Source organism: Shimia sagamensis (assembly GCF_900182745.1).
Lineage (GTDB): Bacteria > Pseudomonadota > Alphaproteobacteria > Rhodobacterales > Rhodobacteraceae > Shimia > Shimia sagamensis.
In genome coordinates this window covers 754,103-770,640 of the sequence record NZ_FXTY01000001.1, presented here as the reverse complement: position 1 = coordinate 770,640, position 16,538 = coordinate 754,103, and the positions used below count along the sequence as shown (strand labels likewise).

Genomic DNA, 16,538 nt, shown 5'->3' with positions numbered 1-16,538 from the left:
GAAACGCGATGCGTATTGGCTATGTCTCCGCGCCAGGTCGCGGCGAAACCGACCGGCTTATTTCTGAAGCAGCGACTACGCTAGAGGCGGAAGGGTTTCGCCTCAACGGCATTGTGAAAGTCCTGCAAGATTTGCCGGACTCCGATCATCACTGTGACATGGATGTACGCGTACTCTCGGACGGGCGCAGCATTCGCATCACGCAATCCCTTGGAAAGGAATCGCAGGGCTGTCGCTTAAATCCCGAAGCCATAGCCGAAGCGGTTGCAGCTGTGGACCAAGCCGGAGTGACACGTGCTGACGCATTTTTGCTCAACAAGTTTGGGCCAGAAGAAGCTGAGGGACGCGGGTTTCGGCACGCCATAGCGGATGCGCTGGAAAAGGGCATTCCTGTGCTTGTTGGACTCGGCGCAGGTGAAGCCACTCGCAAAGGATTTGAGGCGTTTGTTGGCGATTTGGCAGATCCGGTGTCACCAGATCTTGACGCTATTCTGGGTTTTGTGCGCGGTTAAAAAGTTCAGGCCGCACTGTTTTGCGAAAAGCCACCAAGTTCAGCCTGAATAGACTCTGCTATTCTCTGACTAATTCCTGTTAGTCGGCTGATCGCAGGAAGCAACTCTCCGACAAAACCGGCCGATTTAAGCGCGTCTTGTACATCTGTCTGAACGTGATCACCTTCCATCGCGAAAAATGGCAAACAGAGGCCTGCATCAGGCACGGACCGCGCGACATCACTAATCAGTGGCTCCTGCTCGATAAACCCTACGTGCACAGGGTATCCCGCCAATGCGTCGCTCAAACGTTTGCCAAAATCCAACGGCACTTGAGCGGGCGCTTTACGACCGCTTGCGGACCCATGGGCCACCAGAAGCAGCGGCCCCTTGCCAAATCCAGCCGTTCCCCGGAGCGCATTTGCCGTAAGAGAAATCAACTCTGCGTCCATGCCAAATGGGGTCATGACTTTGACAGGTGCCTTGCCGAGACGCTTGGCAAGGTTGGTTTTTACAAACCACCCATCGGACATGAACAGCGGATAGATCAGGCCGCCCGGGCGCAATTTCTCCAATTGGCGTTCCAGTTTCCCAGGCGCAGCGAGTGTCGCTGCACCTAGGGTACAGTCCGTGCCATGTGACTCTATTTCAGCCAAAAAGGAGGCCAATGCACCTTCCGCCTCATCCGGGGCAGAAGGCTGGCCGTGTGCAACAATGAGTGCATCAAGCTGTGACATGGCTGGCTCCTTTCAAGCTGGCTTAGTGACTGGTGCCTTCTTCGAAGGTGATCTTGTTCCAGACGTTGTATTTGCCAGATGGCTTGTTCATGGGCAGGCGTTTAAGTTCTTCCAAGGTTTTGGCATCATAGACAATCACCGCGCCGTCATTTTCCCAAATCGACACCAGCGCATGACTGCCGTCTTTGGTGAACTCAACATGGGCAACAGTGGCGTCTGGCTCCGGCTGCAATGTTTTCACGATCTCCAAAGTTTCTTTGTCGATAACATGCATCTTATCCTTGTTTGGACCAAAAAACACGTCGACCCAGACATAAGGCGAGTTTTTGTGCGAGCGCATGAAGAAACCCGGACCTTCGGTCTTGATCTTCTTCACAGTCTGCCAGCTTTCCATGTCGATCACCGACACCATGCCATCTTTGAGGTGTGGCGTGGCCATGACAGTGGTGCCATTCCACTCCCAGGTGATGCCAGAGCCAAGGTGCGGCATGCCTGGCAGGTCCAGATCAGCCTCTTTTTGGCCGATCACCAGATCCATCACCAGACCGCCTTCGCCTTTCCGCGACGCGCCCATGACGTATTCGTAAGACTGATCAAAGAAAAAATCGTCCATGTAGTCTGGCGTGCTGATTTTCCGAATTGGGAAGTCCGTTTCCTGCGGCACGGGGCCTTCGACGCGGTAGTCATGTGCCAAGCCACCGGCAAAGATGTTTAAGTCTGGATATTTGGCATAAGAGACTTCCCAAATCTCTGGCACGTCTTTGAGCGCCAGTACAAAGCTTTCGCGTGGCGGCGCTTGATACACAGCAGCAATACGGCTTGGGGTGCCGTCTTTGCCGACAACGTCGTGTACCTCAGCCACGGAGAGATCTTCCGTTGACAGGATGGTCAATGTGTTGGGCAGGTAATTGGCCACGGCAAGCCATTTGCCATCGCCAGACATAGCAATGTTGCGACTGTTTAGGCCTGCACGCACGCGGCCAACCTGTTTCAATGCGTAGATATCATACTTCTGCACCCATCCGTCACGCGACATGATGAAAACGAACTTGCCATCTGGTGTGAACTTCGGCCCGCCGTGCACAGCAAACGGCGTGGCGAAGCGATCAAGAACCTCAAAAGTGTCGCCGTCCAGAACCGACACATGGTGGTCGCCGGTTTCCACGGCCAGCGTGATGTTCATTGGATCAGAAGCCCAGACCGGGCTGTCCACCGGCGCATAGTCTTCATCAAGCACGCGGGATGCCATGATTTCTTTTTCGCCCCACGGCGGGATCACCTCAAGTGGCGTTTTCAGATAGGCAGACAACTCGGCAATAGCTGCGTCATCCAGCTCGTTGCTATAGCCGGGCATTTGGGTTGCCACACGCCCGTCACGGATCACAGCCTCGATCTTAGGCCCGCGCATGCGCTTGAGGGTCTCCGGGATCACCGCTGGCCCTTGGGCACCCAAACGATTGGCCCCGTGGCAGTCAGCACAGAGATTTTTGTAATCCTCAATTGGGTCGGCCTGCGAGGCAAATGGCAGACCCGCAACCACGGTTGCGAGCAGCGCGGCTTTAAAAGAACTGGTGTTTCGGGTCATTGCTTTTTCCTCGGAAGGGGGTGACTTCGAGACGATCGGCATCTTCGATGCCGATCTCTTGGTTTGTGAGGTAGCAGGCCGGATCTTCGGCCCAGGGATTGCCGGTCACTTGCAAAGCACGAATGCGCGTGTTGCCACCACATACGTCTTTGATTGGACAGGCACCGCAGCGGCCTTCAAGTGGGCGCGGACGGGTGCGCAGCGTGGCCAGCATTTGGTCGTCACCGGTCCACAGCTCAGAAAACGGCGTGGTTTTCACATTGCCCACGGTGTAGTCGGACCAATACGTGTCTGGATGCACCTTGCCCAAGAAGTCGATATTGGCGACCCCCAGACCAGACGAATTGCCGCCCCACGCCACCAAGTGGTCACGTAAATTAGACACCAAATCAGCTGAAAAGCGCTCTTTTGCCCACTCCAGGAAATACCCTGCATCGGCATCATTGTTGCCGGTCACAATATCGAGCTCCCGACCTCCATTGGCCGATTCCCAGGCGCGCTCCAGCAACAGATCCATACCTTTGCGAGTCATCAAATGATGCGCATCTTCGCCGCGGTTCTTGTCTCCGCGCCCGGCGTAAACGAGGTGCGAAAGGTAGAATTTGTCCACACCTTCGTCGTCGCACAGCTTCAACAAATCCGGCAAATGGTGCTGCGTGCCTTCGGTCAGGCAAAAGCGCAGGCCAACCCGCACATCGCGTTTTTTCAACTCCCGTACGCCGCGCACGGCATCGTCAAAGGCACCATCTACACCACGGAACCAATCGTTGGTCTCGCCAATGCCATCAATGGAAATGCCCACATAGTTGAACCCAATCTCGGCCACCTGATCCGCTGTTTCGCCATGGATTTTGGTACCGTTGGTCGAGAGCGCCAACACGCGAGTCAGTTTGCGCGCTCGCTTGGCCAGAGGAAAGAGATACGGGCTATCAAGCGGCTCGCCACCGGACAGGATGATCGCGGGCACTTTGAATTCACCAAGATCCTCAAGCGTTTCAAACGCTTGCTCTTGGTTCAACTCGCCAGGGAAATTCACATCAGCAGATACGGTGTAACAGTGACGACATTTCAAATTGCAGCGGCGGGTCAGGTTCCAGATCACCACCGGCTTGACCGGGCCGGATCCGCGACGCTTTCGCACCGGGGTCGGGTTGGCGAGCTGATGCATGTATTCGGTCAGACGGAACATGGTCAGTCTCCTTTCTTGCGCAACCGGAGGCCGGTTTTTTTCAAAATGCGCGTGGAGTAAAGTGTGTCGGAGGCGCGCAGCGCGTCGCCTATGATGGCCACAATTTCTTGGCGTTTTTCCTCGACTTCTTCACGGGAGGAGCCGTGCACCATGGCAAAGAGGTTGTATGGCCAATCCGGCAACGCACGGGGGCGTTTATAGCTGTGGGTCACAAACGGCAGCGCGCCGATCTTTGGGCCCACTTCGTTGAGGACCGCATCATCCACATCCCAGACGGTCATGCCATTGGCAGTCATACCCAGCTTGTAGTGGTTCGGCGCAGCGGCGATACGGCGGATGGCGCCACTCTCTTTCATAACGGCAAGCCGGTCAGTGAGTTCGCTTTCTTCCAGATTCAGACTCTGTGCCACCTCAAGATAGGGTTGCGGCACCAAAGGCAGGCCTCCTTGAAGAGCCTCGATAATGGCGCGATCTGTTGCGTCTATGCTCATGCTGCCACCCTGAATCCAATGAAAAACTCTTGTAGTTTGGGGAACTGATAGACCTGCAAGCCAGTCTCGCCTTCGATCTTGTCAGCAGCTTCCTGAATCCCTGCTTTGGTGTCACACCCAAGCACGAACCACATGTTGAGCTTGTGGGAGCGTTCATAGTTGTGGGCCACTTCAAGATGCGCGTTCACCAGGTCATTGACCTCGTCAAACCGATCCTGCGGCACTTCCATCGCGCAGAGACAAAACGCTCCCCCCATGCGCACCGCGTCAAAGAAGGGGCCAAAGCGGGTCAAAACGCCACTTTCGCGCATGGCCTTCACACGGGTGAGCAACTCGTCTTCGGTGATTCCCAAACTTTCCGCCAGTGGCAGAAATGGACGGTTGGTCAATGGCAGGTCGTCTTGCAGCGCGTTTACCAGCGCACGGTCGATGTCATCCAGCTGGCTCATGCGGGCACCTCTTTGGCTGTGTCGATCACAGCGCCTTTCTGGCGAAAGCAACGCGTTGAGAAGAGCACTTCGTGGTCTACATTCTGAAGGTCAGGCAACACCTCGGCCTTGGTCAAAACCTCCAGCGCATCTTCGCGGGATTGCGCGTGGATCATGCAATAAAGCCGGTAGGGCCATACATCGGGCACCGGACGGCGCTCATAACACAGCGTGATTCCGGGCAAGGCAGCAAGCTGTTTGCCAGCGGCGGCCACGCGATCCTGTGGCAGGTTCCAAACCACCATGGCGTTGGATTTCCAGCCCAAAGTGCGGTGCCGAACAATCACACCAAGACGAGACAGAATGCCAGCGTTGCTCAAGGTCTTGATACGCCCCATCACATCCTCTTCCTTGCGGCGCAGCTGATTGGCAATAACCGCGTAAGGTTCCGAGGCCAGTGGCATGCCAATTGACAGGATATTCATCAGCGCCTTGTCGCCCTCCACAATTGCGGAGGGATCAGCCGTGCGTTTGGCCGGATGACAGATTGGTGCACCGCCAGAGGTCATTTTAAAGCCAAGATCAATGTTGAATGGCTGTCGCAGGCGCAAGTCCATAACCCGCAGTCCGGTGCGCTGCGCAATGCGGTCCAGCAAATTATCCACCGCGTCTCGGTCCGATCCAGTGGCGACAAACCAAAGATTCCAGTGATTTTCCCGCTCATAGGAATGGTTGACGCCCGGTTCCTGATTGATGATGGCGGCCACTTCTTCCACACGCCCCTCCGGTGCAGCCACGGCCGCCAAAGTGGAAGCGGAAAGCGTGTTAGGCGCGCAGGTGGCGCCCACACGTGTGATGCGACCTTCGTTGCGCAGCGCGGTCAAGCGCTCCAGCACTTCGGCTTCGCTGGTGCCCAAAGTCTTCGCCAGTTCCGCAAAAGGCTTGGACACAATTGGGAAATCGCGCTGCCAATCATCCAGCAGCTGGCGATCGAGGATGTCAGCAACGTCTTGCATGGTTTACAGCCCCGTCCGGTGCGCACGCGCGGTGAAGAAGATACCCGAGGGGCTGTCCGCCTCAATCTCGCGCAGCAGCTCGAAGGTGTGGGTGTCGTAGACCTTCACCTTGTTTTCATCGCGCACACTCAGCCAAATCTCGTGACCGCGCGGGGTGAATTCCATGTGCAGCACCGCTGGACCAGGTTTGAATTCGTGAATGATCTCTTTGCTCACCGTGTCGATCACTTGAATGGTGTCGTTCATTGGGTGGGCAAAGTTCACCCAAACCTGACGCCCATCAGGCCGCGCCATGGCAAACACCGGTTGTGAATAGGTCTTGGTGCGTGCGGTCTCCTCCAATGTGTTGGCGTCGATCCAAAGCACCTCGTGATGGCCAACAGCCGGCAGGACAAATTCAGACCCTGTTAAGGCCCAACCTTCCAGATGCGGCATCTTGTAGACCGGCATTTCTTCCTGCCCACGGCCATAGTTTGGCAACACGCGAATTGGTTTGGGATCGTCGTCCCAAAGGTCCAGAGCGGTCAGGCCGTCTTCACCAAAGAGGCCGGTGATGTAGGTGCGGCCATTACCGGTGATCAGCGCGTCATAGGGGTTTTCCCCCATGTCAAGAATCTTGGTGATGTCCATCTCGGATCCCGACAGATCAGCAATCCAAGTCTCGCCCGTGTCCCACATCGTAAAGACGAACCGGCGCCCCGGTGCGTCCACAAGACCAATGGTTTTGCTGTCTGTCGGAATGTCTGCGACCAATTCCAGCGTGTCGGCATCAAAGATACGCACACCGCCGGGTTCATAGTTGGACACGGCAACCAATTTGCCGTCATCCGAAATGGCGCCGCCAATGGAGTTGCCCGCCTGCACAACGCGATTGGCAATCTTGCGTTCCACGATGTCGACCTTGGTCAAGCCACCGTCGCGCCCAAACACATAGGCGTAGCGTTCGTCCGAGGAATAGACCATGGAAGCGTGGGACAGATCGCCCAGCCCTTCGATGCGGGCCAGTGAGGCGCGCTCTGATTGATCCACCAGAAGCACGGATCCGTTGGCGCGCTCAATGATCAGGCCCAAATCGCCTGTGGCGATGGTCTCTGCAAAGGCGGCGGTGCCCAGAGCGGCCGCAATAGCCAGAGCGGAAATCAGGCTTTTCATGGTGTCTTTCCTTTTAACAAATAGTCCGCAATCCAAGTGGCTTCGTCCTCGGTCAGGAGGGGGCGCCATGGTGGCATCGCAGTGTCCGGAATACCGTCGAGGATCACGGTCTTAAGCCCCTCGGCGTCGTAGTGTTCGATGGTCTCAGGCCGGATGTCCGGCCCCAGACCGCCTTTTAGCGTCAACCCGTGGCACGAGCCGCAATCTTGCAGTACAAACCGCTCCAGCTTGACCGGGTCCAACGTGGGCTCCCCAGCAGCAGCGGTGCCTGCAAGGAGCAGCAATGCCAAAAGGTTACGCATGTGCAGCGACCTCAATTTCCTGGCTCAACAAAGCAGTGTCATAAAGCGAGACAACCTTGCCAATGACAAAGAGTGTTGGCGGTTTCAGGCCCGCATCACGGGTGTCCTGCGCCACACGATTGAGAGTCGACACCATGCGACTTTCCTCAGGTGAGGACACGCGGGAGATGGCCATCACTGGTGTCGATCCAGGCAGGCCTTCGGTCATCAGACCGACCGCAATTTGCCCAATGTTGGCGACGCCCATGTAAACCACCAAAGTGGTGTCCGGGTCGGCCAGCTTTTTCCAGTCTAGGTCGAGCGCGTTGTCGGCCTGACGGTGACCGGTGACATATTGCACTCCGGTCGCCAGACCACGGTGGGTCAGCGGTACGCCTGTGACACTGGCCGCACCCTGCGCGGCAGTGATTCCCGGCGCGTATTCCACCTCTACGCCCTGCGCAACAAGGTGGGCGGCTTCTTCGGAGCCACGGCCAAAGATCAGCGGATCGCCCCCTTTGAGCCGCGCAACTGTGCGGCCGGCCAAAGCTTCTTCCGCAAGGATCTCATTGATGCGCTCTTGGGGAACTGTGTGGCATTTGGGCGATTTGCCGACAAAGATCATCTTGGCGTCAGGATTGGCCATGGCGATGATCTCGTCTGACACCAGGCGGTCATAAACCACGGCGTCCGCCTCTTTCAGCATACGAATGGCTTTTACGGTCATCAGCTCCGGGTCTCCGGGGCCTGCGCCAATCAGGTAAACTTTACCGGTCATATCTCTCTCGCTCGTCATCTTGTGGCTGGCTGATCACCACACGACACAGGCAAAGACGGCGCAGAATGCGCGCTTACGAGACATTTGCCAGCGGGTGAGGCTTGGGCCGGTTTATGAGAGCAAATTGGCGGGAATTGCCGGATGATTCCTTGACATATGCTAAGGCGCCCCATTTTTGAGACGCCTTATTTCATTGACAAAAACATCAATTGAAAATGTGGTTTTTAGCCTGTCACTCTGCGACGACAGTAATCATCCCTATCATCTTCTGTGTCTCCCAGTGGGGGCCACAGAGATAATCCTGATCCCCCTCTGTCAAGAAAGTGAACTCGATCACCTCCTCTGGGAATGCGCGGTCACTTTCCGGCGCTCCCGGTACTTTCACGCTATGGCTTGTGCGTTTATCAACATTAGCCCAGCGCACAGTGGTGCCCACAGGTACCGTAAGCTCCGCCGGGCAGAAGTTGTACTTGTACATCTTTACAACAACCACACCGTCGGCATCGGCTGACGGTGCACCAAACATCTCAACATAGCGCTCTTCGGCTTCAGTACAGAGAGCACTGGTGTCCGTATCTGCCAAAGCAGAAGAAGCCGCGCTCAGCGCGACCATGAGGGGGAGGATAAGAGCGGTTTTCCGCGTAAACATCATACTTCCTTCCTAATGAAACGGAAAAGCGGCGGCCATTATCTTGACCGCCGCTTTTGACTTTATTGACCTACAACGTTGATGTCAGCATCAGCGCTGTCCAATGCCAGACCCAAATTGAGCGTGACATGGTGGAAACGGGCATCCGAATAGTCATCGTGGATCGCAAACCCAACCGTGTAGGTTTTTCCTGCTTCCAGAGCGACATCCCCTGCGCCACCAACCAGAGGGCGGGAGAAGGTGACAGTCCAAGTGCCGTCAGCGGACAGACTTGCTTCACCAGCCATCTCACCTTCGTTTACGGTCCGGCTTTCCAGCAGGTAGCCATTCTCAGAAGAGCCGTCGGCATAGACGCGCATCAGATCCATGAATGTGCCGTCTGCCAGCAGTTGCTCAACTTCGCCCGGCTCCTTCAGGTTGGCCCAGCCACCCTGCGCTTTACCACGGCGGCCTTTGACTTCCACTTTGGTGCGGCTCTCGGTCAGGTATTTGGTGATCGAGTCGCTGACACCAAGACGTGCAACAGCGTCGCCATTTTCCGCCAAACCAGCAGCATCCGGCGTAAACGGCATGTAGGTGTTGTCTGCATGGCAAGTCGCCCAGCAACCAACCTGCTCACCCAGCTCAATGCCAGTGCCGGTGATCATCATGCCAACTTTGATCTGGTTGTCCGGATCCATCTTGCCGCCATCCACAAAGGGTGCCGGGTTGTGACCTGCGTCTTCCCATTGCAGACGGAAGTAGACGTTTTCACCGTCATGCGCCGCTTGCAACGTGGCATCAATCGTACCGCGTTTGCCAGGAATTGGGGTTGGCTCAAGCTCGTCTTTTTTACCACCGCCACCAGCGACGATCTTATTGCCGATCGTTTCCAGCTCTTTGGCGTGACAGGTTGTACATTGATCGCCACCTTTGGTGAGCGGACGTGCGCCGCCGTGGCTACCGCCGTTTTGCACCCACTCAAAGGAAGCCTGGCCTGGGTAGAACAGGGTCAGGTCAGTACCGTCGAGGCCATCCCAATTCACATTGGCGCCCACTGTGTCACCGGCTGGCGCAGCTGCACTCTCGGTGCTACCGGAAGCAACAGAGGCCAGTTCAGCTTCCACCTTGGCCCGCTCATCAGCACGCGCTGCGGCAACAGCAGTTTTTAGCTTGTCTTTAATGGCTGCAGCTTCGGCTTTCTTGGCAGCATCCGCTTCGGCTTCGATGGCTTCGATTTTGGCAAGGCTTTCCAAATAGGCCGCCGGAACTTCGCGGATAAAGTCGGGATTTGGCGATTCCAGCGCTTCCAGATATTCCTCGTCAGCTCGATCCCGTACATTTGAGTGCGCGATGCCTTTGTGACAATCGATACAGGTCTGTCCGGTTTTCATCGCGTTCAAGTGCTGCTGACGGGCACGGGGTTTTTGAAACTCCGGCATCATGCTTTCGAAATCGTGACAGTTCCGGCACTCAATCGAGTCGGTTTTCTTCATGCGCTGCCATTCGTTCATCGCCAAATGCAAACGCTTGGCATCAAATTTTTCTGGCGTGTTGATGGTGCCCGTGATCTTGCCCCAGACTTCGCGCGATGCTTTGATTTTGCGGATGATCTTATGGGTCCAATCCTTCGGCACGTGGCAGTCTGAGCAGACTGCGCCCACACCGGATCGGTTCACATCGTGAATGGTCCCTTTGTATTCCTGATACACAAAATCTTCCATTTCGTGACAGGAAACACAAAATTCCTTGCTGTTGGTGGCTTCCATGGCGGTGTTGAAACCACCCCAGAAGACAATGCCGGCCACAAAGACGCCTAGGATACCGGCAAGCGGCATTCCCCATATAAAATAGCGGCGCCAAATTGGGGCTTTTGGCTCTTGGTCATCGGACTTTGACATGTCCATGCTCCGTTTTGGCTGTGGGTCGGTCCCTCTATTCGGACCGGCGGAAAACAAAGGGGCGGGCGCTTGGCCCGCCCCTATTCTTGGCTTGTTTTTGTCGACCCTTAAGTGACGTGGTTCGAACGGTTGTAGACGTTGAACTTACCAGTTGGAGCGTAAAGACCTTTGACGCGGCCAATCTCTTCGAGAGTTTTGGCGTCGTAGATTACGATCTCACCGTTTGGCTCAAGCGAGTCCGACATGTTCCATTTGGAGACCCAAACTTCGGTGCCATCAGCGTTGAACTCAAAGTGCACAGCGGCAGTACCTGGGGTGTCAGTCACCTGGATTGTTTTCACAATCTCACCAGTTTCCTTGCTGATGACCTGTACCGACTGCTGAATCTCTGGCTCTGGGTGCTTGGTTTGGTCAGCCCAGTAGTAGTCAGAGTTCGGGTGTGTCCGGATGAACAGACCAGCGCCGTCAGTTTCAACTTCGTAGCAAGTTTTCCACGCTTGGTCAGGGTGACCTTCTGGATCGTTGCCCCAAACAGTCACGGTGCCTACGCCCAAGTGGGTTGTACCAGCCACAGGACCACAGTTCGGATCGTTCCAGTTGGCGCCGGGGCCGGGGTGCGGCAGTGCGGCGGTGTCGATGATCGCTTCAAGCTTGCGCTCTTTGCTGTCAACCACAACCATCTGGTTCGATGCGTTTGCAGCGATCTGGAAGTAACGACCTGTTGGGTCAAAGAAACCGTCGTGCAAGAAGCGAGCAGTGTCGATCTTGTCGATACGCAGGTTGTCCAGATCCGAGTAGTCGACCTGCCACATTTGGCCCAGCTCTTTCACGGCAACCAACCAGGTTGGCTCGTGTGGAGTGGTGTAGATCGCGGCCACACGGGCTTCTTCTACATAGTCACCTTCGGTGTTCACACCACGTGTCGAAACCACTTTCAGCGGTTCCATGGTTACAGCGTCGGAGATCACGAAGTGTGGAGGCCAGTAAGCACCACCAATGATGTACTTGCCGTCGCCGGATACAGCCACGTCACGTGCGTCATAGGCAACTTTGACTTCGGAAACCAACATCTTGTCTGGGGTCTGCCAGAGGTCGATTTTGGTCATCTTGCCGTCACGACCCATGGTGTACCAGAAGCGGCCAGGGTTCTCAGGTTCGGAAATCGAGTGGTGCTCAGAAGCTTTGATCACGTGAACGGCGTAGCCGGTCGGGATGTGAACCAGAACTTCTTTGGTGTCGCCGTCGATGACAGCAACTTTACCGGCGTCACGTTCGATCACGACAAAGAAGTTTTCCCAGTTACGGCCGTGAAGCGGCTCGGTTGGGTAATCAGCTTCTTCGACATAAACCTTCCGGGTCTCTTTCATCTGTGCAAGAGACATTTCCGGTGGTTTTGGCGGATCCATCATGATGTAGGTCGCCATGTCTTTGATCTGCTCCTCGGTCATAATGTCCGAGAAGTTGTTCATACCGCCCTCAGTACCCCAGGCGATGATTTTCTCCAGGCGCTCTTGGCCCAGCTTCAATGTGCCCGTCTCTGTGACGGAACCATCTTCGTTTTTCTTTTTCACAACAGGCTGCAGGTTCTTACCGGTGGCGCCTTTGCGCAGCACACCGTGACAGCCAGCACATTGCTCGAAATACAGCTGCTTTGATGCTTCGAATTTTTCTTCGCTAAGCGTTGGGCCTTCGGCGAATGCAGGTGCAGCAACGCTGCCGAGCATCATGGCCAGGCCGATCCCGAGCGAATTGCGGATTTTTTGGGTGGTTCCAAGTGACATGATCACTCTCCGTTTGCTTGGTGAGGCAGGCGGACAATGCGCCTATGCGGGTGTCACCAACTTGACATTAGTCAACAGCATTCACGAAAGTGAGAGGGAATTGCTTTAATTGTTTAAATACAATCGTTTGAACGAAAAAAGTCTATTTTTCACACATGTTTTAGCGTCCCGCTAAAGTTGTTTTTCCTTGCAGATAGTCTCGCAAATGGAGAAATTTGCGCTCCCAAAATCATACGCCTGAAATGCAGATTTCCCGACCTCGTGCGCGATTCCACCCAAGGATTCGCTTGCAGGCCTCAGCGAGTCCAAGCCTGTGCGGGATCTTCTTCACAATAAACGCGCAGATGTTCGATATCCTCGATTTTCGCAAGGTTCTGTTTGATCTGCACACCCTCGGTTTTTAGACGTGCAAACGCACGGCTCAGGCTTTCCGGCTTCATGCCCAAACGCCCTGCAATCAGGATTTTGTCATACGGCAGAACAACTTCGCAGGGGCCTTCTTCCGCATTACTTAGCTCACACAAAAACTCAGCGACCCGTTGGGCACTGGTCCGCGCCTTTAACGCTTCGATCTGGCCAACAAGACTGTGCAAATGCCGGAACGTGGATGCCAAAAGCGAAATCGCGGCCTCAGGTGTTTCCCGGATGCGGCGCAAATAATCGTCGGCTTCAATCCGCATAAGTTTGAGAGACGTGACCGCCTCCGCAGAGACTGGATAGACGTCCCCGCGAAACGCCAGCGCTTCGCCAAAGCTACGGCCTTGCGTGAAGACACCCACAACAGCTTCGGTGCCGCTGGGCGCAATGCGATACAGTTTGGCCCAGCCTGAGACCACAATGAAGATTGCCGTGGCTTTTTCGCCCTGCAAAAAAATTGTCTGCCCACGATCGTATTCAGTCACGTGCGCATTGGCCAGAAGCATTTCGGAATCCTCCTCCGGCATGCTGCTGAACAATAATGACTGACGGGCTATGGCCTTGTATTCTGGCTGCATTCGCTGGCTCCAAAGTGTCCCCTACAAGAGGGATACGCCGTTCTCACGCAGCTTTGCAAGTAAGCCAAGCATACGAAGACAATGTAGATTTAGTGGCTGTGCAAACTAGTTGCGCGTGACACCCGCGTCCGCTTCAATCTGCTTGCGCGATTTTCGCGCACGCTCAGTGGCAGATTTCAACTGCCCGCAGGCCGCCATGATGTCTTCGCCGCGCGGTTTGCGGATCGGGCTGGAATAACCTGCCGCATGAATGATGTCGGCAAAGGCGTGAATGCGGTTGTTGGAGCTGCGCTTATACGGTGCACCTGGCCATTCGTTGAACGGGATCAGGTTGATCTTGGCCGGAATGTTGAACCGCTTGATGTAGTCCACCAAACGATGCGCGTCTTCTTTGCTGTCATTCACGCCATCAAGCATCACATATTCAAAGGTGATCCGCTCAGAGTTGGACACTCTGGGGTAATCCGACAACGCTTGCAGCAACTCTTCGATGTTCCAGCGCTTGTTAATCGGCACCAACATATCTCGCACGTCATCGGTGGTGGCGTGGAACGAGATTGCCAGAAGACAGCCAATTTCGTCTGCTGTGCGGGCAATTTCCGGCACCACACCGGACGTAGACAAGGTGATGCGGCGGCGAGACAGCTGGATGCCTTCCGGGTCCATCGCGATCTTCATCGCGTCGCGTACGTTGTCAAAATTATAGAGTGGCTCACCCATGCCCATCAGCACGATGTTGGACAAAAGGCGTGGGCTGTCCTCAGTGGTGCGCGTGCCTGGTGTTGGCCATTCATCCAGATCATCGCGTGCCATCATCAACTGGCCAATGATCTCCGCGGACGTCAGGTTGCGCACCAGTTTTTGGGTGCCAGTGTGGCAAAACGAACAGGTCAACGTACAGCCAACTTGCGAAGAGATGCACAGCGTGCCGCGATCCGTTTCGGGAATGTAGACCACCTCAACCTCGTGGCCACCGGCGATGCGCACCAGATACTTGCGTGTGCCGTCCTCAGAAACCTGTTTGGTGATCACCTCTGGGATGGAAATTTCGAAGATCTCATCCAACTCAGCACGATACGCCTTGGACAGGTTGGTCATCTCGTGAAAGTCACGCACACCCCACTGATAGATCCATTGCCAGATCTGACCAACACGCATTTTGGCCTGTTTTTCCTTGGTCCCATTTTCAATCAGCACATCGCGCAGCCTTTCTCGCGTCAACCCAACTAGGTTGATTTTGCCACCTTCAGGCAGCTTGCGGGGAATGGTCATCACGTCCTGCGTGATTGGCGCGGAGGTACTCATGGCTACGGGACTCATCTGGGAATTCAAGCGGTGCAGATACACCATCTGAGGCGTTTTGCAAATAATGCCAGAAATCGGGCTTAACACCAAATCCAACTGACAGACCCTGTCAGTTGGCCTGTGCAAGAAAAGACGCATCTTCACAGACCACATAGGAGACCCATATGTCTGTCATTGAAATCGTACGCTACCGTCTGAATGCCACCGCCAAGCCAGAGCAAGCTGTGGCCGCCTGGGAGAAATCCCAAAGCTTTGCCAAAGCCCAACCCGGTTTTGTACGGCGGCGCATCGCAACCACGGCGGAAGGGGATTGGATCGACGAGGTCGAATGGGAAAGCCTGGAACACGCCCATGCCGCTGCTGCTACGTTTGATCCGGAAACCTATCCGGAACTCATGGACCTTATGGCGGTTCTGGATCAAAGTTCCATGAGCATGACCCATTACACCATCAAGGGCAGCACCTAACAAAATGCGCCGGACCGACCGACTGTTTGATTTGATCCAAGTTCTGCGAGATGGGCGCCTGCACAAGGCGTCTGACTTGGCGGGCAAAATGGAAGTGTCGGTCCGCACCATCTACCGGGACATGGACAGTTTGGTGGCCTCTGGCATTCCGGTCGAAGGTGAACGTGGAGTGGGTTACATTTTGCGGGCGCCGGTGTTTATGCCCCCCATGGCTTTGACACAGACCGAACTCGAAGCGCTGCACCTTGGCGCTGCGCTGGTACGGCAGACAGCGGATGCAGAGCTGCAGGACGCGGCCACACGCGTTCTGACAAAGATTGATCAAGCCATGCCGGAACCCATGTTTGGCGCGCTTGATGGGTTTGGAAAAGAGATCTTCGCGGCCCCAGAGGTCGCGGCAAGTTTTAGAAATATGCCGGTCATACGCCGCGCGATACGCGAACACTTGACGCTGCTCATTGACTATACGGCCCTTGACGGCAGCCACAGCCGTCGTCGCATTCGGCCTTTGCAAATGGAGTACTGGGGCCGCGCCTGGACCTGTACCGGCTGGTGCGAGACCCGTGATGACTTTCGCGTTTTCCGCGTGGACCGGATCAACGAAACCCTGATCCCTGGTGACAGGTTCGATATTGAACCCGGCAAGGCGCTGATAGACTACTTGAAGCGTTTGAGCCAAGTTAGGCCCGCTTTTTGACCTCTGTGACTTGCGATGCCTCATGTTTGTCCAAGCGGCGGCGCCATTTGTCGGACTTCGTGTCCAAGGCCAGCAACTCCGGAAACAGGTCGGCCATTTCATCCGCCTGCACCTTATCAAACAGCGGAAGCCTCGCATCCGGATGGCGCATCTCCACCTGCATGCCATCGACAATCACCACGCTGGGTGTATCACACAGCACAAGGAAGTATTCCGACGGCCCCTCGGGATCTTCTTGGATCCCACGCCAGCCAACAAGATCTTTCACCGGCACCAACACCTCACGGCTGGTGAACGCAGCCTCAAACTCCGCGCCTTGCATCCAAAGCCGCGCATCTGGTGACAGCCAGCAATCTCGCGCCGGTACGCGACGGCCCATGGCACCTGCAGGTACTTTCACCGGTGCATTGGAGGCATCCAAACGGCCAATCCAGCGCACGGGCGCCAGCCCTTTGTCACGGCTGACCACTTCGTCGCCAGCTTGAAGCTCTTCGACAAGAACCTCACCGCGACGTGTGGCAATCTTGGTGCCGCGCGCCACACAGCTCAAATCCAAATCTGTGATGTCATGCGCGTTAATCCGCGTCTCTGCCTGTTGTGCCTGTGCCATTGTCTG

At 55.6% G+C, this 16,538-nt stretch carries 18 protein-coding genes; 3 read left to right on the top strand and 15 right to left on the bottom strand.

The genetic code is table 11. From position 1 onward, the window contains the following. Positions 1 to 8: 8 nt before the first annotated feature. Positions 9 to 512, top strand: a complete 504-nt coding sequence (locus QOL67_RS03555) for a DUF2478 domain-containing protein (protein ID WP_283424562.1) — start codon at positions 9 to 11, stop codon at positions 510 to 512. A 5-nt stretch (positions 513 to 517) separates the two neighbouring features. On the opposite strand, the gene QOL67_RS03550 is transcribed toward QOL67_RS03555, so the two are convergent. The 14 genes from QOL67_RS03550 to rlmN form a co-directional block, all read right to left on the bottom strand. After that, positions 518 to 1,228 (bottom strand): CbiX/SirB N-terminal domain-containing protein, encoded by a 711-nt coding sequence (locus QOL67_RS03550; RefSeq protein ID WP_283424561.1) that lies wholly within the window; start codon positions 1,226 to 1,228, stop codon positions 518 to 520. A gap of 22 nt (positions 1,229 to 1,250) precedes the next feature. Further along, positions 1,251 to 2,813, bottom strand: coding sequence for a nitrite reductase (locus tag QOL67_RS03545; RefSeq protein WP_283424560.1), 1,563 nt, complete (start codon positions 2,811 to 2,813; stop codon positions 1,251 to 1,253). Next, positions 2,788 to 4,002 carry a heme d1 biosynthesis radical SAM protein NirJ gene (gene nirJ / locus QOL67_RS03540; protein WP_283424559.1) on the bottom strand — a complete coding sequence of 405 codons (1,215 nt, stop codon included), beginning with the start codon at positions 4,000 to 4,002 and terminating at the stop codon, positions 2,788 to 2,790. The genes QOL67_RS03545 and nirJ overlap by 26 nt, the downstream gene beginning before the upstream one ends. Before the next feature lie 2 nt (positions 4,003 to 4,004). Then, complete coding sequence (gene ahbB / locus QOL67_RS03535) at positions 4,005 to 4,493, bottom strand: siroheme decarboxylase subunit beta (RefSeq protein ID WP_283424558.1); 489 nt, start codon at positions 4,491 to 4,493, stop codon at positions 4,005 to 4,007. Beyond that, a complete protein-coding gene (locus QOL67_RS03530) occupies positions 4,490 to 4,942 on the bottom strand; it encodes an Lrp/AsnC family transcriptional regulator (RefSeq protein WP_283424557.1) in 453 nt (150 codons plus the stop codon). The genes ahbB (QOL67_RS03535) and QOL67_RS03530 overlap by 4 nt, the downstream gene beginning before the upstream one ends. Next, complete coding sequence (gene ahbB / locus QOL67_RS03525; protein WP_283424556.1) at positions 4,939 to 5,937, bottom strand: siroheme decarboxylase subunit beta; 999 nt, start codon at positions 5,935 to 5,937, stop codon at positions 4,939 to 4,941. Before ahbB (QOL67_RS03525) ends, QOL67_RS03530 begins: the two co-directional genes overlap by 4 nt. Positions 5,938 to 5,940: 3 nt before the next feature. After that, positions 5,941 to 7,089 carry a cytochrome D1 domain-containing protein gene (locus tag QOL67_RS03520; RefSeq protein ID WP_283424555.1) on the bottom strand — a complete coding sequence of 383 codons (1,149 nt, stop codon included), beginning with the start codon at positions 7,087 to 7,089 and terminating at the stop codon, positions 5,941 to 5,943. Beyond that, positions 7,086 to 7,391, bottom strand: a complete 306-nt coding sequence (locus tag QOL67_RS03515) for a c-type cytochrome (protein WP_283424554.1) — start codon at positions 7,389 to 7,391, stop codon at positions 7,086 to 7,088. The genes QOL67_RS03520 and QOL67_RS03515 overlap by 4 nt, the downstream gene beginning before the upstream one ends. Beyond that, the gene (gene cobA, locus QOL67_RS03510) at positions 7,384 to 8,148 is read right to left on the bottom strand and encodes a uroporphyrinogen-III C-methyltransferase (protein WP_283424553.1); all 765 of its coding nucleotides are present in this window, start codon (positions 8,146 to 8,148) and stop codon (positions 7,384 to 7,386) included. The genes QOL67_RS03515 and cobA overlap by 8 nt, the downstream gene beginning before the upstream one ends. Positions 8,149 to 8,380: 232 nt before the next feature. Continuing rightward, entirely contained in the window at positions 8,381 to 8,800 is a 420-nt protein-coding gene (locus QOL67_RS03505; RefSeq protein ID WP_283424552.1) for a cupredoxin domain-containing protein, read from the bottom strand. A 59-nt stretch (positions 8,801 to 8,859) separates the two neighbouring features. Further along, positions 8,860 to 10,677 (bottom strand): NapC/NirT family cytochrome c, encoded by a 1,818-nt coding sequence (locus tag QOL67_RS03500; RefSeq protein WP_283424551.1) that lies wholly within the window; start codon positions 10,675 to 10,677, stop codon positions 8,860 to 8,862. A gap of 107 nt (positions 10,678 to 10,784) precedes the next feature. Further along, positions 10,785 to 12,458 (bottom strand): cytochrome D1 domain-containing protein, encoded by a 1,674-nt coding sequence (locus tag QOL67_RS03495; protein ID WP_283424550.1) that lies wholly within the window; start codon positions 12,456 to 12,458, stop codon positions 10,785 to 10,787. Between the two features lie 296 nt (positions 12,459 to 12,754). Beyond that, the gene (locus QOL67_RS03490; RefSeq protein WP_283424549.1) at positions 12,755 to 13,453 is read right to left on the bottom strand and encodes a Crp/Fnr family transcriptional regulator; all 699 of its coding nucleotides are present in this window, start codon (positions 13,451 to 13,453) and stop codon (positions 12,755 to 12,757) included. A 105-nt stretch (positions 13,454 to 13,558) separates the two neighbouring features. After that, a complete protein-coding gene (rlmN, locus tag QOL67_RS03485; RefSeq protein ID WP_283424548.1) occupies positions 13,559 to 14,758 on the bottom strand; it encodes a dual-specificity RNA methyltransferase RlmN in 1,200 nt (399 codons plus the stop codon). 164 nt (positions 14,759 to 14,922) lie between these two features. On the opposite strand from rlmN, the gene QOL67_RS03480 reads away from it, so the two are divergent. Beyond that, positions 14,923 to 15,225, top strand: coding sequence for a hypothetical protein (locus QOL67_RS03480; protein WP_283424547.1), 303 nt, complete (start codon positions 14,923 to 14,925; stop codon positions 15,223 to 15,225). Positions 15,226 to 15,229: 4 nt separating this feature from the next. Then, on the top strand, positions 15,230 to 15,922 hold the full coding sequence (locus QOL67_RS03475; protein ID WP_283424546.1) for a helix-turn-helix transcriptional regulator: 693 nt from the start codon (positions 15,230 to 15,232) through the stop codon (positions 15,920 to 15,922). Here QOL67_RS03475 and QOL67_RS03470 read toward each other — a convergent pair. After that, positions 15,906 to 16,532 carry a Hint domain-containing protein gene (locus QOL67_RS03470; protein ID WP_283424545.1) on the bottom strand — a complete coding sequence of 209 codons (627 nt, stop codon included), beginning with the start codon at positions 16,530 to 16,532 and terminating at the stop codon, positions 15,906 to 15,908. The two genes, QOL67_RS03475 and QOL67_RS03470, sit on opposite strands and share 17 nt — an antisense overlap. Positions 16,533 to 16,538: the final 6 nt, after the last annotated feature.